General features: G+C 67.3%; 19 protein-coding genes. 10 read left to right on the top strand and 9 right to left on the bottom strand.

What is annotated here, in order from left to right:
- Positions 1 to 36: 36 nt before the first annotated feature.
- The 3 genes from A3OK_RS0119185 to A3OK_RS0119175 are packed head-to-tail and all read right to left on the bottom strand — an operon-like array spanning position 37 to position 2965.
- Positions 37 to 1383, bottom strand: a complete 1347-nt coding sequence (locus A3OK_RS0119185) for an FMN-binding glutamate synthase family protein (protein WP_019906519.1) — start codon at positions 1381 to 1383, stop codon at positions 37 to 39.
- Positions 1383 to 2072 carry a protein glxC gene (locus A3OK_RS0119180; protein WP_019906518.1) on the bottom strand — a complete coding sequence of 230 codons (690 nt, stop codon included), beginning with the start codon at positions 2070 to 2072 and terminating at the stop codon, positions 1383 to 1385. Before A3OK_RS0119180 ends, A3OK_RS0119185 begins: the two co-directional genes overlap by 1 nt.
- Positions 2072 to 2965: a glutamine amidotransferase family protein gene (locus tag A3OK_RS0119175; protein WP_026597432.1), complete on the bottom strand. Its 894-nt coding sequence runs from the start codon at positions 2963 to 2965 to the stop codon at positions 2072 to 2074. The genes A3OK_RS0119180 and A3OK_RS0119175 overlap by 1 nt, the downstream gene beginning before the upstream one ends.
- A 394-nt stretch (positions 2966 to 3359) precedes the next feature.
- On the opposite strand from A3OK_RS0119175, the gene A3OK_RS0119170 reads away from it, so the two are divergent.
- Positions 3360 to 3974, top strand: coding sequence for an XRE family transcriptional regulator (locus tag A3OK_RS0119170; protein WP_019906516.1), 615 nt, complete (start codon positions 3360 to 3362; stop codon positions 3972 to 3974).
- An 83-nt stretch (positions 3975 to 4057) separates the two neighbouring features.
- Here A3OK_RS0119170 and A3OK_RS0119165 read toward each other — a convergent pair whose 3' ends face one another.
- Genes A3OK_RS0119165 through A3OK_RS0119150 form a run of 4 tightly spaced genes read right to left on the bottom strand, consistent with a single transcriptional unit; the run spans position 4058 to position 9238 of the window.
- Positions 4058 to 4651, bottom strand: coding sequence for a sarcosine oxidase subunit gamma family protein (locus tag A3OK_RS0119165; protein ID WP_019906515.1), 594 nt, complete (start codon positions 4649 to 4651; stop codon positions 4058 to 4060).
- A complete protein-coding gene (locus A3OK_RS0119160; protein ID WP_245259386.1) occupies positions 4644 to 7679 on the bottom strand; it encodes a sarcosine oxidase subunit alpha family protein in 3036 nt (1011 codons plus the stop codon). Before A3OK_RS0119160 ends, A3OK_RS0119165 begins: the two co-directional genes overlap by 8 nt.
- Positions 7672 to 7974 (bottom strand): sarcosine oxidase subunit delta, encoded by a 303-nt coding sequence (locus tag A3OK_RS0119155; RefSeq protein WP_019906513.1) that lies wholly within the window; start codon positions 7972 to 7974, stop codon positions 7672 to 7674. Before A3OK_RS0119155 ends, A3OK_RS0119160 begins: the two co-directional genes overlap by 8 nt.
- A gap of 13 nt (positions 7975 to 7987) precedes the next feature.
- The gene (locus A3OK_RS0119150; RefSeq protein ID WP_019906512.1) at positions 7988 to 9238 is read right to left on the bottom strand and encodes a sarcosine oxidase subunit beta family protein; all 1251 of its coding nucleotides are present in this window, start codon (positions 9236 to 9238) and stop codon (positions 7988 to 7990) included.
- A gap of 161 nt (positions 9239 to 9399) precedes the next feature.
- On the opposite strand from A3OK_RS0119150, the gene A3OK_RS0119145 reads away from it, so the two are divergent.
- Positions 9400 to 10362 (top strand): GlxA family transcriptional regulator, encoded by a 963-nt coding sequence (locus tag A3OK_RS0119145; RefSeq protein ID WP_019906511.1) that lies wholly within the window; start codon positions 9400 to 9402, stop codon positions 10360 to 10362.
- A gap of 190 nt (positions 10363 to 10552) precedes the next feature.
- Here the strand turns inward: A3OK_RS0119145 and A3OK_RS23095 are convergent, their stop codons facing one another.
- Together A3OK_RS23095 and A3OK_RS0119135 are read right to left on the bottom strand one after the other, a co-directional pair.
- The gene (locus A3OK_RS23095; protein WP_245259451.1) at positions 10553 to 10885 is read right to left on the bottom strand and encodes a hypothetical protein; all 333 of its coding nucleotides are present in this window, start codon (positions 10883 to 10885) and stop codon (positions 10553 to 10555) included.
- Between the two features lie 464 nt (positions 10886 to 11349).
- A complete protein-coding gene (locus A3OK_RS0119135) occupies positions 11350 to 12039 on the bottom strand; it encodes an HAD family hydrolase (protein ID WP_019906509.1) in 690 nt (229 codons plus the stop codon).
- A 198-nt stretch (positions 12040 to 12237) separates the two neighbouring features.
- Here A3OK_RS0119135 and A3OK_RS0119130 point away from each other — a divergent pair, with 198 nt between their 5' ends.
- From A3OK_RS0119130 to A3OK_RS0119095, 8 genes are all read left to right on the top strand, one after another.
- Positions 12238 to 12558 (top strand): hypothetical protein, encoded by a 321-nt coding sequence (locus A3OK_RS0119130; protein WP_019906508.1) that lies wholly within the window; start codon positions 12238 to 12240, stop codon positions 12556 to 12558.
- 101 nt (positions 12559 to 12659) lie between these two features.
- Entirely contained in the window at positions 12660 to 13319 is a 660-nt protein-coding gene (gene msrA / locus A3OK_RS0119125) for a peptide-methionine (S)-S-oxide reductase MsrA (protein WP_019906507.1), read from the top strand.
- A gap of 82 nt (positions 13320 to 13401) precedes the next feature.
- Positions 13402 to 13905 carry a TIGR00645 family protein gene (locus A3OK_RS0119120; protein ID WP_019906506.1) on the top strand — a complete coding sequence of 168 codons (504 nt, stop codon included), beginning with the start codon at positions 13402 to 13404 and terminating at the stop codon, positions 13903 to 13905.
- Positions 13906 to 13960: 55 nt separating this feature from the next.
- The gene (locus tag A3OK_RS0119115) at positions 13961 to 14275 is read left to right on the top strand and encodes a DUF2293 domain-containing protein (protein ID WP_019906505.1); all 315 of its coding nucleotides are present in this window, start codon (positions 13961 to 13963) and stop codon (positions 14273 to 14275) included.
- A gap of 141 nt (positions 14276 to 14416) precedes the next feature.
- The gene (locus tag A3OK_RS0119110; RefSeq protein WP_019906504.1) at positions 14417 to 14950 is read left to right on the top strand and encodes a hypothetical protein; all 534 of its coding nucleotides are present in this window, start codon (positions 14417 to 14419) and stop codon (positions 14948 to 14950) included.
- Positions 14951 to 15046: 96 nt separating this feature from the next.
- Positions 15047 to 15976, top strand: a complete 930-nt coding sequence (mepA, locus tag A3OK_RS0119105; RefSeq protein ID WP_026597431.1) for a penicillin-insensitive murein endopeptidase — start codon at positions 15047 to 15049, stop codon at positions 15974 to 15976.
- A gap of 276 nt (positions 15977 to 16252) precedes the next feature.
- The gene (locus A3OK_RS0119100; RefSeq protein WP_019906502.1) at positions 16253 to 16828 is read left to right on the top strand and encodes a hypothetical protein; all 576 of its coding nucleotides are present in this window, start codon (positions 16253 to 16255) and stop codon (positions 16826 to 16828) included.
- A gap of 23 nt (positions 16829 to 16851) precedes the next feature.
- On the top strand, positions 16852 to 17523 hold the full coding sequence (locus A3OK_RS0119095; RefSeq protein WP_155912074.1) for a hypothetical protein: 672 nt from the start codon (positions 16852 to 16854) through the stop codon (positions 17521 to 17523).
- Positions 17524 to 17749 lie beyond the last annotated feature (226 nt).

Genomic DNA, 17749 nt, shown 5'->3' with positions numbered 1-17749 from the left:
GCAGAAGACCGCTCCATGGGACGGCCTTCGTGACGGTCAAAAACCGGTCTTGCCCGGAATCCAGCCGGTCCCGGCCATCGGCACCTGCGCCATGGCGGCGGCCTCGATGGTGAGCGCCACGAGGTCCTCGGGTTCGAGATTGTGCAGGTGGCTCTTGCCGCAGGCGCGCGCGATGGTCTGCGCTTCCAGCGTCATCACGGCGAGGTAATTGGCGAGGCGCCGTCCGGCCAGGATCGGGTCGAGGCGCTTGGCCAGTTCGGGATCCTGCGTCGTGATGCCCGCGGGGTCTTTGCCCTCGTGCCAATCGTCGTAGGCGCCGGCGGTGGTGCCGAGGGCCTGATACTCTTCCTCCCAGCGCGGATCGTTGTCGCCCAGCGCGATCAGGGCCGCCGTGCCGATGGCGACGGCATCGGCGCCGAGCGCCAGGGCCTTGGCCACATCGGCCCCCGAGCGGATGCCGCCCGAGACCACGAGCTGCACCTTCCGGTGCAGACCGAGATCCTGCAGCGCCTGCACCGCGGGGCGGATCGCCGCCAGGATCGGAATGCCGACATGCTCGATGAACACGTCCTGCGTCGCGGCCGTGCCGCCCTGCATGCCGTCGAGCACCACCACGTCGGCGCCGGATTTGGCGGCGAGCGCGGTATCGTAATAGGGGCGCGACGCACCGACCTTCACGTAGATCGGCTTCTCGCCATCGGTGATCTCACGCAACTCCTCGATCTTGATCTCGAGATCGTCCGGCCCGGTCCAGTCCGGGTGACGGCAGGCCGAGCGCTGGTCGATGCCGGGGGGCAGGCAGCGCATGCCGGCGACGCGTTCGGTGATCTTCTGGCCGAGCAGCATGCCGCCGCCACCGGGCTTGGCGCCCTGGCCGATGACGATCTCGATGGCGTCGGCCTTGCGCAGGTCGTCCGGGTTCATGCCGTAGCGCGAGGGCAGGTATTGATAGACCAGCGTCTGCGAATGCCCGCGCTCCTCCTGAGTCATGCCGCCATCGCCGGTGGTGGTCGAGGTTCCGGCCAGCGTCGCTCCGCGCCCGAGCGCCTCCTTGGCCTGGGCCGAGAGCGAACCGAAGCTCATGCCCGCGATGGTGATCGGCGTCTTGAGATGGATCGGCTTCGAGGCGAAGCGCGCGCCCAGCACCACTTCCGTGCCGCAGCGCTCGCGATAGCCCTCCAGAGGATAGCGGCTGATCGAGGCACCGAGGAAGAGCAGGTCGTCGAAATGCGGCAGCTTGCGCTTCGCCCCCGCCCCCCGGATGTCGTAGATGCCGGTGGCGGCGGCCCGGCGGATCTCCGACATCACGTCGGGGGTGAAGGTCGCCGAGAAGCGCGGACTGGTGCGCGGCAGGGGACGCGCATCCTTGGGAGTCTCGGCCATCAGTAGGCTCCGGCGTTGTCGACGTTGAAATGGTAGAGGCGGCGAGCCGAGCCGTAGCGCCGGAACTCCGACGGGCTGACTTCGCCGGCGAGACCGGCGGCCTGGAGCTTGGCGTAGAGCTGCTCACGGTGCTCGTCGCGCATCTCCTTCTCGATGCAGTCGGCGCCCAGGCTCCTGACCGAGCCCCGCACGTAGAGCCGCGCCTCATAGAGGGAATCTCCGAGCGCCTCGCCGGCATCGCCGAGCGCGGTCAGAGTGCCGGCCTGGGCCATGAAGGCCGACATGTGGCCGACCGAGCCCTTCACGACGATGTCGATGCCCTTCATCGAGATGCCGCAGCGCGCCCCCGCATTGCCGTCGACCACGAGGAGACCGCCATGCGCCGTGGCTCCGGCCGACTGGCTGGCATCGCCGCGAACATGGACGAAGCCCGACATCATGTTCTCTGCGACGCCCACGCCCGCATTGCCGTTGATCACGACACTGGCGAGCTTGTTCATGCCGGCGCAGTAATAGCCGACATTGCCCTCGACCTCGACGGAGAGGGGCGCATCCAGTCCCACCGCGATGGCGTGGCGACCATCCGGGCCGGTGATGGTCCAGTGGGTCTCGTTGGTGTCCGGGCGCAGCGCGTGCAGCGCCCGGTTGAGCCCGCGCAACGGCGCCTGGTTGAGATCGTAGGCCGGCATCAGTGACGCTCCCAGGCGTAGACCGTGGCGGGCTCGGGCTCGAACACGCGGGCGGAGGCGATCCCTGGTAGAGCCACGAGGGCCCGGTACTCGGAACCGAACGCCACGTAATCATCGGTCTCGGCCATCACGGCGGGCTTGCAGGCTATGGGATCGCGCACGACGGCGAAGCCGGTCTCCGTGCCGACCACGAAGGTGAAGAAGCCGTCGAGATCCGACAGACTCGATTCCAGGGCCTGCTTCAGCGATGCGCCCTCGCGCATCCGCCAGCTCAAGTAGCCGGCGGCGACTTCTGTGTCGTTCTTGGTGGCGAAGGTCAGCCCCTCGCGCTCGAGGCGGCGGCGCATGTCGTTGTGGTTCGAGAGCGAGCCGTTATGGACCAGGCACTCGTCTGTGCCGGTGGAGAACGGGTGGGCGCCATTGGTGGTCACGGCGCTCTCTGTGGCCATGCGGGTATGGCCGATACCGTGGGTGCCGGTCATGCCGGCGAGATCGAAACGCGCGGCCACGGCGGCCGGCAACCCGACCTCCTTGTAGATCTCCATGCGCCGGCCCGCGCTGACCACATCGATGCCCGGCGCCTCGGCAGCGAGAAAGTCGCGGATCGCAGCCTCGGATTCCGCCGGAGCGTCGATCACCGTGTGGGTATCGCGCGCCACCGCCTCGAAGCTGCGCCCCAGGCGACCCTCCAGCCGGGACACCGCATCGGAGAGAGATGCCCTGTCGGGACCGCGCAGGGTCAGTTTCACGCCCGAAGCGTCCGCGCCGTAGATGGCGAAGCCCGCACTGTCGGGGCCTCTACCAGTCATCGTCTCAAGCATCGTCGACAAAAGAGCCCCTAATCGCGGCTCCAGATCAGGGTTTTTCAGAAACAACCCGACAATACCGCACATACTCGGTCCCCATGACGACCCGGCCCTTGGAAGGAGAGGTCGCACAATCACCCAGCATGGTCAATCTCAGGAAAAATTATTTCTTGAAAAGAAAATCCCTCGGGTCGGCGGGAGCCGGTCGATGGTATGTCGCACTTGAAACGAACCGTGCGCAGAGGCGTGGAGGCCTGCCTTTCCACGTAGTCAGCCATGGCTCGAAGTCCTAGACTTCGCCTTCGCGGACCGTCTTCGTCGGCGAAGAGAGCAGACCATCCCGAAGGCGGCCCGCAATCCTTTCACGTCCGACCTCGGCCAGGATCGGGCGCACCAGAGATCAACGTATACGCGTGTCGAATTCGGCTCAGGTCGGAGTATCGGACGCGCTTTTGAACGACCGCCGTCGCGAGGAGATGGTTTGGATACGACGCTGAATACCGCCTCCAATGCCCCAGCGGATCAGGAGCGGAGCCTCGAGCGGGCATTGGGCCACCAGATCCGGCACCTGCGCCGCGAGCGAGATCTTTCGGTGGTCGATCTCGGAACCGCGGCCGGGATTTCGCCTGGCATGATCTCCAAGATGGAGAACGGGCAGATTTCGCCGTCGCTGTCGTCGATCAACGCCGTCGCGAAAGCGTTGAACGTTCCGATCACCGTGCTGTTCTCGGCTTTCGAGGAAAGCCGCGATTGCTCTTTCGTCAAGCGTGGGCAGGGCGTCCTCATCGAGCGGCGCGGCACGAAAGTCGGCCATCTCTACGAACTTCTCGGGGCGGGCCTGCGAGGCGAGATCGTCGTCGAACCGTATCTCATCACACTCGAGAACGATGCCGAATCCTATACGGGGTTTCGTCATGCCGGGACCGAGTTCATTTATATGCTGACCGGCGAAGTCGTCTATCGCCATGACAAGCAGGACTACACGCTTCAGCCCGGAGACTCGCTCCTGTTCGATTCGGCAGCGTCCCACGGGCCGGCCAAATTGATCAAGACGCCGATGACCTACCTCTCCGTCATCATTTACCCGCGCGGCTGAGCGATCCGGGTCTCGGATGCGCCCCGCATTTCCGACGGAACGAGACCGGTCGTCCACTCTTAGAGCGCCGAGCCGCGAACCTCCTAGCCGAACTCATCGGCGGCATGGCTCAGCCACGACCAGACGCTGCCGGCAGAGCTGCGTGCCACCGCCAGATCGTAGGTAGGAGTTGCGTCACGCTGCCAGAGCTGAGCGCCCATATGGGCAAGACTGGTGACAGCGACCTGCCCCGGCTGAAACGCACGGGGATGAAGGTCGATCGCGAGGCCCTTCGCGAGGAACGCTCGGGCATCGCGCCCGGACACGCGGATGATCGCGCGCGCATCGCTCTGGTCGGTGACGGCGGCGAGGCCCCGCACGGCCTGCGCGAGGCCGGCCATCGCTCGGCGGGTTCCGAACAGGGCGAGCCATTGATCCGGGCCGGACCAGACCAATCCTTGCTCGTCCGTCAGGCTGGCTGCGCCGAAGTCGGGCAATGACCAGCCGTAAAGGTCTTCGAGCACCTGCCGAAGGGCGTCGGTCCGGCCCTTGGCCGCGATCAGGGTGGCGAGCCCGAATTCCTCGCGCAGGGTCAGGGTGAGTCCGGGCTCGCTGCCCGGACGTCCATGCCGCACGATCGATGCGATCCCGGCCCAGGCGCTCCTCGGGCGCCATGTCGTCTCGATGCCGTCAGACACGCAGCTTCTCCTCGTTCGGGTCGACGAAGACCGGCGAGCAGATCTCGACCTCGATATCCCCGTCGCGCACCGGATCGTAGGCGCGCACGCGTTCCCCATGCCGCTCGGGGCCGCGCCGGATCAGCCCGAGCCCGATCCAGTGGCCGAGGCTCGGCGAATAGGCCACCGAGGTCATGGTGCCCTCGTCGGCCGCGAGGCTCGGCGCGGCACCGATGGCGAGGAAGCGCGCGCCCGCGCGCAGGCGCTGGCTCGCATCGACCGGGCGGAAGCCGACGAGAACCGGCCGCTCGGGATCGACGAGGGCCGGGCGCTCCTTCATCAATCGGCCGATATAATCTTTCTTCTTGGCGAGCATGCCGCCGAGGCCGATGTCGCGCGCCGTGGTCTGGCCGTTGATCTCGGCGCCGGCGGCATGGCCCTTCTCGATGCGCATCACCGAAAGCGCCTCAGAGCCGTAGGCGGTGATGCCGTGGGCGGACCCTGCCGTCATGACCGCCCGCCAGGCGGCGTCGCCATAGGCCGCCGGGACGGCGAGTTCGTAGGCGAGTTCGCCCGAGAACGAGATGCGAAACAGCCGCGCGGGGATGCCCCCGCCGACGGTGATCTCGGCGCAGGCCAGGAACGGAAATGCCTCGTTCGACAGGTCGAAACCGGGATCGACGATGCCCCGCAACGTGTCGCGGGCACGCGGGCCGGCGACCGAGTATTGCGCCCATTGCTCGCTGACCGAGACCATCTGCACGTCGAGTTCCGGCCACAGCCATTGATGGCAGAATTCGAGATGTTGCATGACCTTGGCGGCATTCGCCGTGGAGGCCGTCATCACGAAATGGGTCTCGCCCATCCGTGCGACGGTGCCGTCATCCATGACGAAGCCGTCTTCGCGCAGGAGGATGGCGTAGCGGGCCTTGCCGACGGGCAGCGTGCCGAACGGATTGGCGCAGACCCGCTCGATGAGGGCGAGGGCGTCCCGGCCCTGGATGTCGATCTTGCCCAGAGTGGTCACGTCGCAGAGGCCGACATGGGCACGCACGGTGTTCACCTCGCGGCTGACCGTCTCCAGCCAGTCGGTCTCGCCGGTCTTCGGGAAATAGGCCGGGCGGAGCCACAGGCCGGTCTCGACGAAGACAGCACCCTGCTCCTGGCACCAGGCATGGGAGGGGACGTGCCGGGTCGGACGGAAATCCTTGCCGCGGTGATGCCCGGCGAAGGCGCCTATGGCGACGGGGGTGAAGGGCGGCCGGAACATCGTGGTGCCGACGCTCGCGATCGGCTGGCCGGTGAGCTCGGCCATGATGCCGAGGCCGGCGAGGTTCGAGGTCTTGCCCTGGTCGGTCGCCATGCCGAGGGTGGTGTAGCGCTTCAGCAGCTCCACCGCGCGGAACCCCTCGCGATGGGCGAGTTCCACATCGGAGACCGCAACGTCGTTCTGGAAATCGACGAAGGCCTTGCCCTTCGATTTCGGCACCCGCCAGAGCGGCGTGTGGGCGACGCTCTCGGGATCGGTCTTCGGGAGGTCGGGACTCGTCGCCGCGAAGCCGCATGCATTCGCCGCCTCCATGCCGGCACGGCTGCCGGTCTCCAGGCAGGAATCCAGCGTGAACGCCCCGGCCGCCGCCCCGACGGCCACCATGCCGGAGGGCAGCGTGCCGGGGACGAAGGCGTGGATCTCCTCGTTCCAGACCGGGCGCCGCGAGAGGTGGGAATCGAGATGGACGATCGGGTTCCAGCCATTGGCCATGGCGAGGCAATCGCAGGCTATGGTCTGGCGGCTGCCATAGCTGTCCACCACCTCGATCGCCTTGAGGCCGAGATGCCCCTTCGTACCGGTGACGTATCCGTCGCAGATCACTCGCGCGCCGGAGGCCTCGGCGGCCCGGCGCAGGTCGGCCGGCACCGATGAACGAGAATCGATCACCGCCGCCACCTGCCCGCCGGCCGCGACGATGTCGGCCACGGTGCGCCAGCCGTCGTCGCCCGAGGTGAAGATCGCCACGTTCCGCCCCGGCAGAACACCGTAGCGGTTGAGATAGGTGCGCACGGCGCCGGCCAGCATCACGCCGGGCCGGTCGTTGCCGCCGAAGACGTGGGGGCGCTCGATGGCGCCGGCCGCCAGGATGGCGTGTTTCGCCGTGATCCGCCACGAGCGCTGGCGCGGCGCATGGGCGGCGGGGACAGCGAGATGATCGCTGACGCGCTCGACGGCGCCATAGGCGCCATGGTCGTAGACCCCGAACAGGGTGGTCCGATTGAGGAGCCGCACCTCGGGCATGCCGGCCAGTTCGGCGACCGCCCGGGCAACCCATTCGGAACCGGTCAGCCCGTCGATCTCGCGCCGCTCGGCCAGCAGCCGGCCGCCCAGGCAAGAGTCTTCGTCGACGAGGATGACGCGGGCACCCGAGCGGCCCGCCGCCAGCGCCGCCGAGAGGCCGGCGGGGCCGGCGCCGATGACGAGGACGTCGCAGAAGGCGAAGGCCTTGTCGTAGGTGTCGGGATCCGGGGCGTCGGCGGCGCGCCCGAGACCGGCGGCGCGGCGGATCAGCGGCTCGTAGAGCTTTTCCCACAGAGCGGCCGGCCACATGAAGGTCTTGTAGTAGAACCCCGCCGCGAAGACGGGCGAGAGCAGCGCGTTGACCGAGAGCGCATCGACCGCAAGCGAGGGCCAGCGATTCTGGCTCGTCGCCTCCAACCCCTCGTAGAGCTCGGCCACGGTTGCGCGGGTGTTGGGCTCGCGCCGCGCGCCGGAGCGCAGCTCGACCAGCGCGTTCGGCTCCTCGGAGCCCGCCGAGAGGATGCCGCGGGGCCGGTGGTATTTGAACGAGCGCCCGACCAGCCGCACGCCGTTGGCGAGGAGCGCCGAGGCGAGGGTGTCGCCGTGGAGCCCCGAGAGGCGCCGCCCGTCGAAGGTGAAGTCGCAGGCGCGGCGGCGATCGATTAGGCCGCCGGAGGCGGTGCGGAAGGGCTGGGACCCCACAAGCTCTCCCCCCTCTGCGTGGGAGGGAGGGACGTTCGGTGTGCGATCAAGCATCGGACGCGCTCCCGGCAGGCGTGGCGGCGCGGGCTTTGGCGACGTCGCGGGCGGGCACCACCTCGGTGATCGCGTGGGTCCGCGTGTCCCGGCTCACCACGAGCCAGGCGCGGCAGCCGGCGCCGTGATACCAGAGCTCGCGATGCGCCCCGGCCGGGTTGTCGCGCAGGTAGACGTAGTCGTGCATGGCGGACGGCTCCGCCTCCATGCCGTCGGGCCGGACCGGCGCGGCGTCGCCGAGATAGCTGAATTCGCCGTTGTCGCGGGGGCCGCAATGGGGGCATCGGATGCGCATGGTCGTGTCGCCCTCAATGCAGGTTCGGCTGGGCGCCCATGCCCTTCTCGTCGATGAGATGGCCGGTGGCGAAACGGTCGAGGCGATAGGCGGCGGCGTCCGGGTGGGACACGTCGCGGGCGATGAGATGGGCGAAGCAGAAGCCCGCCGCCGGGGTCGCCTTGAAGCCGCCGTAGCACCAGCCCGCATTGAGGTAGAGGCCGTCCACGGGGGTGCGGTCGATGATCGGGCTGCCGTCCATGGACATGTCCATGATCCCGCCCCAGTGGCGCAGCAGGCGCAGGCGCCCGAGGCCCGGCCACAGGGCCATGCCGCCCTCCATCACGTCCTCGATCGTGGCGAGGTTGCCGCGCTGGGCGTAGGAATTGTAGCCGTCGATGTCGCCGCCGAAGACGAGGCCGCCCTTGTCGGACTGGCTGACGTAGAAATGCCCGGCCCCGAAGGTCATCACCGTGTCGATGAGCGGTTTCACCCCCTCGCTGACGAAGGCCTGGAGCACGTGGCTCTCGATCGGCAGGCGCAGGTCGGCCATGGCGGCCAGCAGCGACGTCGAGCCCGCCACCGAGAGCGCCACCTTTCTCGCCTTGATGAAACCACGGCTCGTCTCGACCCCGACGACCCGCCCGTTCTCGCGGCGGATGCCGGTGACGGCGCAGTTCTGGACGATGTCGACGCCGCGCTCGCTCGCCGCCCTGGCATAGCCCCAGGCGACCGCGTCGTGGCGCACGGTGCCGCCCCGGCGCTGGAGCAGGCCGCCCTTCACCGGGAAGCGCGCATTGTCGAAATCGATGAACGGCACGATCGCCCGGACACCCTCGCGGTCGAGGAGTTCGGCATCGATGCCGGCCATCCGCATGGCGTTGCCGCGCCTTGCATAGGCATCGCGCTGCGCATCGGAATGGTGGAGGTTCAGCACGCCGCGCTGGCTCACCATGGCGTTGTAGTTGATGTCCTGCTCCAGGCCCTCCCAGAGCTTCATCGAGCGCTCGTAGAACGGGATGTTGCCGGCAAGACCGTAATTCGAGCGGACGATGGTGGTGTTGCGCCCGACATTGCCGGAGCCGACATGGCTCCTCTCCAGCACGGCGACGTTGGTGATGCCGTGCTCCTTGGCGAGATAATAGGCCGTGGCGAGGCCATGGCCGCCACCGCCGACGATGATGGCGTCATACTCCGCCTTGGGCGCGGCATCGCGCCATTGCGGCGACCAATCGCGCTGGCCGCGCAGGGCCTGAGCCATGACGCTGAAGAGGGAATAGCGCATGGAGGGGCTGGCTCCGGGGCTGGCTGCGGCGTGCGAGAATCGGGATAGCGTATCCGAGGCGGGCACCCCTTGCATTTTGCGACGCCATTCGGACAATTCGCGCAGAAATGAGCAGTCGCCCGCCAGCGCCCCCGTCTCCGAATTCAGGTCGGGACACCGCCATGCCCGACACGCCGGCGATGCGGACCGTAGGCTTCATCCTGCTGCCCGGCTTTCCGCTGATGTCCTACGCCGCCGCGGTCGAGCCCATGCGCGCGGCCAACACCCTGCTGGGCTGCGAACTCTATCGCTGGTGGCATGCGGCGCCGGGCGGGGGCGCGGTCCAGGCGTCGAACGGCATCGCGATCCTGCCCGATGTCGACGTCGGCGACACCGCGCTCGACGCCGACCGCGTCTTCGTCTGCGCCGGCGGAAATCCCGCCGGCTTCGACGACCCGGCCTTGACCGCCTGGCTTCGCCATCTCGCCAGACGCGGAATCACCCTCGGCGGCATTTCCGGAGGGCCCTACCTCCTTGCCCGCGCAGGTCTGCTCACGGGGCGCCGCTGCACGCTCCACTGGGAGCATGTCCCAGCCTTCGAGGAGCGCTATCCGGAGATCGAGGTGGTGCGATCCCTGTTCGAGATCCAGGACGATCGGATCACCTGCTCCGGCGGGATCGCGGCCCTCGACCTGATGCTCAACCTGATCGAGCGCGACCATGGGCCGGGCCTCGCCGCCGGGGTCGGCGACTGGTTCCTGCACGACCAGATCCGCGAGGGGCTGAGCCCGCAGCGGATGGATCTGCGCCTGCGGATCGGCGTACGCGACCCGCGCCTGCTCCGGGTTCTCGCCGCGATGGAGGCCCATCTGGAGGCACCGCTCTCGCGCCAGACCCTGGCGGATCTCGCCCGCGTGTCGATCCGGCAGCTCGACCTGCTCTTCCGCAACCGGATCGGCGTCAGCCTTCACCAGCACTATCTCGCCCTGCGGCTCGACCGGGCTCATCGGCTCCGCCGGGAAAGCGATTTGAGCACCAGCGCCATCGCCACGGCGACGGGCTTTGCCAGCGCGGCGGAACTCTCCCGTGCCGAGCGTCGGCGTCGGCTGAAGGCGAAGGCCCCGTCGAACGCCACCGGCACCTGAAGCCGGGCGGCCGTGGCGTCGTTCGATCAGGCGCCCATCGCCCAACTGCCTGAGACGCAGCCATTGTTACGCTGCCTGCGCAAACCCGATGATCGCGCGCGACACGGGCCGCGTCGGCACGCCTTGCGTTCGACAGGCTTCCATCCCGGCCCACCGGGATGGAAGCCTGTCCCCGAACCGTGGGCGAAAGTCAGCGCGGCCCTGCCGCGCGACGGAGCGCGACGGGCGCTTCGGAGCGGGTGAGGTCGAGACGGGGCAAGGCGGCGTGCTGGCGCGGGGCGCGGCGGGACGAGAAGCGGTCCCGCACCGCCTTCGCGGCCTGTTCGACGCTGCGGAAGACGGTTCCGTCGAGTGGGTCGAAATCGCGCACGGACGAGAAGAACCGCACGCCGCCGCGCTCGGGCACGGCGATGCCCGCCGTCACGTCACCGATCTCGATCACCCGTGGCGGCGGCGGGGCAGCATGAAGCCGGTTGCGGGCGCGGGCTTCGAGATGATCGGCCCGGACGTCAGGCGTGTGCAATCGGTTCAACGCCCGGTGAGCGTCGGTCTGGTGGAGATGGGGCATGGCGGCGTGAACTCCTGGCGCGGCTCGGTGGCTCTTGGCTGGCGGCGATCTGACCTGAGGGACGGATCAGCATCGACAGCGGGAGCAGGCACGAAGGAGGGATTGGAACGGCGATACATTCATCACGGCAAGTCATCCTTTCGATGAAGGACCACGAGGCGCGAGCGCTCCGTAGTGCTTTAGCGTTTGATGACGCGGAGCAAGCTACACACTTCAAATCACCGCGGCGGAACGGCCGATGCAACTCCGATCCACATCTCTAGAATGAGAGCGGCGCCTCGTTTCGTCAACGGATGCATCTTTCGAATGCATGCGCTCGCGTGGCATGAATTGCGCGCGAGCGACGCGATGCGCAGGCGGTTCTTTCGGAGAGGTCCGAAACCCGAGAAAGAACCGGAATTCCGCGCAGGTGCCGGAGGTCAGGCGGCGGCGCGGCGCGCGATCAGGGCGGCAAGCTCGCGATGATGGGCATAGACCCGCTCGGCTCCGGCCGCGATCAGGTCCGACCCCGTCGGATCGTGCCGCCAATGGCCGCCGCCGACGAAGCCGAGGACGCGCATCCCGGCGGCGCGGGCGGCGGTGACGCCGGGCACGCTGTCCTCCACCACGAGGCAGCGGCCGGGGGCAAAGCCCATCTCGGCGGCGGCGAAGAGGAAGAGGTCGGGCGCCGGCTTGCCGCGGGAGACCATGGTCGCCGAGAAGATGCGGCCCTCGAACAAGGGCAGCAACCCGGTGAGGCCGAGCGAGTGGGCAAGCCGCGTCGGATCGCTGCTGGAGGCGACGCAGCTCGGGAGCGCCAGGGCCTCCACCGCCGGAATGATCCCTTCCATGGCATGCAGGTCGCGGTCGAAGGCGCGAAGGGTTTCGGCCTTCACGGCCTCGACGAAGCCCTCGGGGGCGACGATTCCGTAATCGCGCGCGATATGGCCCATGATCGACGTCATGGACGTGCCGGCGAAACGCTCCCTCACCGTATCCACGTCGATGGCGACGCCGATGCGGTTGAGCCCGGCCGTCAGGGTTCCGAGGCTCAGCGGCTCGCTGTCGACCAGCACGCCGTCGCAATCGAAGATTACCAGCGCGGTGGCGGTTTCGGGGTCGATCGGCAAGGGCATGGTCCGTGGGAGAGGGCTGGGGCGGGCTCTGCCACGGAGCCGACGCACCACGCAATGGCGGGCTCCAGCGGCTGTGCCGCACTTTTACCTCAGCGCGCCGCACTTACCTCAGCGTGCCGCACTTGCACCTCGGGGTGAGGCCCCCTAATCCGACAGGGCCGGCACGGGAGCCGGCCCTGTGTGCAAGCCGCGATGCTCCGCTTTTTCAGCCGCCTCTTCGGATACGTCGTCCTCGCGGCGGGCTTCGTCGGCCTCGTCTATGACGGCGCGCGCTCCATCGCCAATAACGGCGCCCGCGTCACCAGCCTGAGCGATCTCCTCCTGACGCTGTTCAAGGAGCGGGCGAGCGCGCTCCAAGGGACGGTGGAGGGCGTCGCGCCATGGCTGTGGCAGGTCCTCGTCCTGCCGCTGACCCTCGCCCCCGCCTGCCTCATCGGTCTCGTCCTCGGGGCTTTCCTGCTCTGGCTCGGCCAGCCCCGGCGCGAGCCGATCGGCTTTCTCAACCGTCCCTGACGCGGTCGTCGCGAGGGCACGCCGTTCCCCGAACCCGGCCATTCAGGAACCGGGTCCGGCACCCCATATAGAAGACATCCCGCCCTCTCACGGAGGCCCCGATGCTTCAGTTCTTCCGCAAGCGTCCCGAGATGCCCGGCGCCGCCGATGCGCTGCCCGGCCGGTCGACGCCGATCCCCACCACGGACACCCATTTCGTCACCGGCGCCCCGCTGAAGGGCCCCTATCCGGAGGAGAGCGAGCAGATCGTCCTCGGGCTCGGCTGCTTCTGGGGCACCGAGCGCAAGTTCTGGCAATTGCCGGACGGCATCGTCGTGACGGCTGTGGGCTATGCCGGCGGCTTCACGCCCAACCCGACCTACGAAGAGGTCTGTTCCGGCCTGACCGGACATAACGAGGTGGTCCTCATCGTCTACGATCCGGCCGTGCGCCCGCTCGAGGCGGTGCTCAAGACCTTCTTCGAGAATCACGATCCGACCCAGGGCATGCGCCAGGGCAACGATGTCGGCACGCAGTACCGTTCGGGCATCTACACCGCGAATGCGGCGCAGGCCGAGACGGCGGAGCGGGTGCGCGCCGCCTACGGCGAGGCTCTGAAAGCGCGGGGCTTCGGCGCGATCACCACGGAGATCAAGCCGCTCGACAGGTTCTATTTCGCCGAGGGCTATCATCAGCAATACCTCGCCAAGAACCCGGCCGGCTATTGCGGCGTCGCCGGCACCGGCGTGAGCTGCCCGATCGGAACCGGCGTCGCCGCCTGACCGGCCCGGCCGGGCTCGAACCTTGTCGAGCTTGGCCGCGCGTGCCAAACCCCCGCCCGTTCGGGCGGAGGAGTCGAAACGGATGATCGAGCAGGTTTTCGAACGCGCGCTCTTCGCGTGCCGCTGGCTTCTGGCGCCGTTCTACGCGGCCCTCGGCATCGGCATCGTGGTGCTGCTGATCAAGCTGCTGCAGGAACTGGCCCATTTCGTCCTGCACATGTGGAGCGCGACCGAGTCGCAGGTCATCCTCGGCGTGCTGACGCTGGTGGACCTGTCCTTCACCGCCTCGCTGCTCATCATCGTGATGTTCTCGGGCTACGAGAACTTCGTCTCGAAGATCGACCATACGGACCACAAGGACTGGCCCGAATGGATGGGCACGATCGACTTCACCGGCCTCAAGCTGAAACTGATGTCGTCGATCGTCGCCATCTCGGCGATCTCGCTGCTGAAAGCCTTCATGGATCTCAAGGCCACGTCCGACCGTGACCTGTACTGGCTCGTCGGCCTGCACATGGTCTTCGTCGTCTCCGGCATCCTGATGGCGCTCACCGACCGGATCGCCGCCGGGCACCACGACAAGTAGGCGCCGTCCCGGAGGGCGCGGGCAGGAACCAAAGGGCGATGGACGGGAGGTGGCGATGAACCGGACCGAGGCGATCGGCGCGGCCTTGCGCATCCTCGCGCCCCGTCTGCCCGTCTTCGAGACGGAATCGGTCATCGACCGGGCACTCGCGAGTCCGGGCCTGCGCATGGCGAGCCCGGAGAATGCGGCGTGGCTCGCCCTCGTCGCCTTCGCCCGCCACGTCTTCACCGAATACGATGCCTATCTCGACGACGGCTACGACCGCGACAGCGCCCGCCATTTCGTCCTCGACGACCTCAACGAGACGCTCGGCGGCTGGGGCGTGCGCAGACGCGTCTCCGAAGAGACGGAGCCGCCGGACGAGGCGTGATCGCGGGGATTTTTGGCGTCCGGTCCCGCACCGGACGACCGCCGTGGCGTTACCGACATGAGGAATGGCGCGCCCGTCTCGGCGCCGAGATGCCCGAAGGGCAGAGGCAAGAGAAGAGGCAACGGAAGAGGGATGATAGCGATGCGCAGGACGCTCCCGATCCTCGCCGGACTGGCCCTCGCCTCCGGCGGAGCACTCTATTCGAGCACGGCTTGGGCGCAGGAGGCGTCCGATCCGGCCGCCTGCACCGGCTTCGACTGGCCGATCCAGCGGGAGCAGGCCTGGTTCGCGGCCCCGTCCCTGCCCCGGCTCGAATCCGGCGCGACCCTCTCGGCGGAGATGCCGGGCGCGGTACTCGCGCTCAAGCCGATCGCGGAGGCCGACCTGCCCTTCACGCCGTCGCGCGAGCCCAAGCCCGGCACCTTCGGCGGCACGTTGCGGATCCCGCCCATGGTCACGCCCGGCCTGTATCAGGTGACCCTGTCGGACAGCGCCTGGATCGACGTGAGCCAGGACGGCGAGACGACGCGCAAACCCGTGGCGAGCACGATGCGGCCGGGATGTCCGGGGGTCTCGAAGAGCGTCCGGTTCCAGTTCGGCACGACCCCCATCCTCGTGGTCGTCAGCGGGGCGAAATCGGATTCGATCCGGATCGCGGTCTCTCCCGCGGAGTGACCGAGGGCTCTCGACGGCCCGTAGGCGGATGCTGCAGCATCATCTTTTTTGGAAAACCGGTTCCCACTTTTGGGGACGATGCTCTAGGCTGCCCCCATGCACCTGACCCTAAGTTCGTTCCGCCTCGCGGCGCTTGCCCTCCTCCTGTGCGGAGGGACGGCACAGGCTCAGGACAGGGGCAGCGTGAACCCCAAGCCGCTGCCGCCGCTCGCCAATCCCGACGCGCCGTCGACGCCGGCAAAAGCCCTGTTCGGGCGGGCGACGACGCCGGCCCCCGGCCCGGCCCGGCCCTACGGCTCCTACGCCAAGGGATGTTTCTCCGGCGGCGAGGCGCTGCCCCACGACGGAGCGACCTGGCAGGTGATGCGCCTCTCCCGCAACCGGATGTGGGGCACGCCGCATCTCGTGGACTTCCTGGAGCGGCTGGCGGCGAAGGCGCCCCGTGTCGGCTGGAACGGCCTCCTCGTCGGCGACATGTCCCAGCCGCGCGGCGGGCCGATGCTGACCGGCCACGCCTCCCACCAGCTCGGTCTCGACGCCGATGTCTGGCTGACGCCGATGCCGGACCACCGCATGAGCCGGTCGGAGCGTGAAGAGACCTCGGCCACTAACGTGGTGCGCGCGGACCGCCTCGACATCGACCCGCAGGTCTGGGCGCCCGAACATCTCAAGCTGATCCGCCTGACCGCGCAGCAGCCCGAGGTCGCGCGCCTCTTCGTCAATCCGGCGATCAAGAAGGCGCTGTGCCGGGAGGCGGGCGGCGACCGGTCCTGGCTCAACAAGGTGCGCCCGATGTACGGGCACAATTACCATTACCATATCCGCCTCTCCTGCCCGGCCGGCGACGACCAATGCGGGGACCAGGCACCGCCGCCCTCCGGCGACGGCTGCGGCGAGGAACTCGCCTACTGGTTCAGCGACGCGGTACTGAACCCGCCGAAATCGACCAAGCCCGGCAAGCCCAAGCCGCCCATGACCATGGCGGCGCTTCCCGCCGCCTGCCGGATGGTGCTGAAAGCCCATTAGGGGTGAGGATCTGACGGATGGTCTCAGCAGACTGGGGCCGCTCCCGAGACTTTGCAGACCCTCGGAAGGCCCGCTTGTCGGCTGCGTGGTGAACCCTGTCGCCACCGTCTCAAGGTCAGCCAGACGGCCATCGGTTCAACCGAAGCGGGTTGCGCGGCGGCGAAGGCAGGAGGCTGCGTGTGACTGGGAATGAAGGTCGACGCGCATCTATCCGTTGACGAAGAGGGCTCTGACATGTCCTACTGTCCTTAGTCCTAGGACAGAGGACAGCGCTGTATGATCGGACTTAAAAGCCAGGATGTCGTCGTCCTGCTGAAGCTCGTAAGCCTCCAAGAGCAGGAAAACAGCGAACCCGAAGGATGCGAGTCGACGATCAGGGTCCAGGCACCCTACTCGGCTCGCACTCTCGAAGCATGGCTCGGGATCAGCAAGACAGAGGTCAATGCTTCATTAAAACGCATTCTTTCCACCGGGCTGGCCGTCAAAGACCACAAGACGGGTCGGCCGAAGGCCAATCGTCGCGATCTTTACAACTTCATTGTTCATGGCTTGAAGTTCGTCTTTCCAGCAGCGCCCGGAGCCATGACTCGCGGTATCCCAACGGCATTCGCAGCGCCCATGCTGAAGGATATGCTCCTCAGCGGGGGGCATTACATCTACGTTTGGCCGTCCGCAGAAGGGCGGGACATCGGGCAATCCGTGCAGCCTCTATTCAAAAGTGTTCCCGAGGCGGCAGGGAAGGATGCACGTCTCTACGAATACCTCGCGCTGGTAGACGCTGTCAGACTCGGAAACCAACGTGAGGCGGGCTTGGCAAAGGATAGGCTTTCCGAGAAGCTGCTCGCGAAATGAATATTCGAGGCCAATTGTTCCAAATGCTGCAGACCGTCGCCGAGGCTCTCGGCGCCGATCTTCGCGGCAGAATGGTATTCGTCGGAGGTTGCACGACGGCTCTTTTCATCACCGATGACGTCACAATGGAAGAGTTGAGAGCAACGGACGACGTTGACCTGATTGTCGATCTCGCCGGCTATGCAGCATGGGCGGAATTACAAGCACAGTTGCGAAAGAGAGGTTTCACGGATGCATCCGATGAGACGGTCATATGCCGGATGACGCTCAACGGCCTTAAAGTCGATTTCATGCCCGACGATCCAGAGATTCTCGGATTTAGCAACCGCTGGTATGCGAAGGGCATTGCAACGGCAGTCACCTGCTCGCTCACTGATGATCTCGACATAAGACGACTGACGCCTGAATTATTCATTGCGACCAAGCTGGAGGCATATCTCGGTCGCGGCGGCGAAGATCTTCTCGGCAGCCGCGATCTTGAGGACATTCTCCTGATCGTAGATGGCCGCGAGGACATCATAGACGAGGTCCGACGGACAGATGCCGATATCCGGCGGTTTATTGCCGAGCATTTCAGGGGGCTGCTAGCGGATCGAGACTTCGACCATCTTCTCGAAGGCAACATCCGAGGCCCGGAGGGGCGGGTCGATCTGGTACGTGCGCGCATCTTGGCCTTAAGCGCATCTTGGCCTTGAGCGACGATGGTGCCGAGCCTCGGCTGGCGGACTGAATGCCATGCGTCTTCGGACGATGACCGCGAGTATGGCACGGTGGGGGATGAGACGGCCGACCCGACGGTTTGGCACCTCGATCAGCAGGATCGTCGCACCATTTCCGATGTTCTTTCTGAATTCTGGGCGTGCTCACGTATCTCGAGACGAGCGCAGCCGCCGCGACAAACCTGAGACGAAGCCGAGACTG

It is taken from the genome of Methylobacterium sp. 77 (assembly GCF_000372825.1).
Lineage (GTDB): Bacteria > Pseudomonadota > Alphaproteobacteria > Rhizobiales > Beijerinckiaceae > Methylobacterium.
Note: the sequence above shows the minus strand (reverse complement) of the source record. Positions and strands in the feature narration are given on the sequence as shown.

Excerpts from the sequence above, each read along its gene's own strand:
- A3OK_RS0119185 (WP_019906519.1), bottom strand. The coding sequence starts at position 1,383 with ATGGCCGAGACTCCCAAGGATGCGCGTCCCCTGCCGCGCACCAGTCCG.
- A3OK_RS0119180 (WP_019906518.1), bottom strand. The coding sequence starts at position 2,072 with ATGCCGGCCTACGATCTCAACCAGGCGCCGTTGCGCGGGCTCAACCGG.
- A3OK_RS0119175 (WP_026597432.1), bottom strand. The coding sequence starts at position 2,965 with ATGTGCGGTATTGTCGGGTTGTTTCTGAAAAACCCTGATCTGGAGCCG.
- A3OK_RS0119160 (WP_245259386.1), bottom strand. The coding sequence starts at position 7,679 with ATGCTTGATCGCACACCGAACGTCCCTCCCTCCCACGCAGAGGGGGGA.
- A3OK_RS0119155 (WP_019906513.1), bottom strand. The coding sequence starts at position 7,974 with ATGCGCATCCGATGCCCCCATTGCGGCCCCCGCGACAACGGCGAATTC.
- A3OK_RS0119150 (WP_019906512.1), bottom strand. The coding sequence starts at position 9,238 with ATGCGCTATTCCCTCTTCAGCGTCATGGCTCAGGCCCTGCGCGGCCAG.
- A3OK_RS0119145 (WP_019906511.1), top strand. The coding sequence starts at position 9,400 with ATGCCCGACACGCCGGCGATGCGGACCGTAGGCTTCATCCTGCTGCCC.
- A3OK_RS0119130 (WP_019906508.1), top strand. The coding sequence starts at position 12,238 with ATGCTCCGCTTTTTCAGCCGCCTCTTCGGATACGTCGTCCTCGCGGCG.
- msrA (WP_019906507.1), top strand. The coding sequence starts at position 12,660 with ATGCTTCAGTTCTTCCGCAAGCGTCCCGAGATGCCCGGCGCCGCCGAT.
- A3OK_RS0119120 (WP_019906506.1), top strand. The coding sequence starts at position 13,402 with ATGATCGAGCAGGTTTTCGAACGCGCGCTCTTCGCGTGCCGCTGGCTT.
- A3OK_RS0119115 (WP_019906505.1), top strand. The coding sequence starts at position 13,961 with ATGAACCGGACCGAGGCGATCGGCGCGGCCTTGCGCATCCTCGCGCCC.
- A3OK_RS0119110 (WP_019906504.1), top strand. The coding sequence starts at position 14,417 with ATGCGCAGGACGCTCCCGATCCTCGCCGGACTGGCCCTCGCCTCCGGC.
- mepA (WP_026597431.1), top strand. The coding sequence starts at position 15,047 with ATGCACCTGACCCTAAGTTCGTTCCGCCTCGCGGCGCTTGCCCTCCTC.
- A3OK_RS0119100 (WP_019906502.1), top strand. The coding sequence starts at position 16,253 with ATGATCGGACTTAAAAGCCAGGATGTCGTCGTCCTGCTGAAGCTCGTA.
- A3OK_RS0119095 (WP_155912074.1), top strand. The coding sequence starts at position 16,852 with ATGCTGCAGACCGTCGCCGAGGCTCTCGGCGCCGATCTTCGCGGCAGA.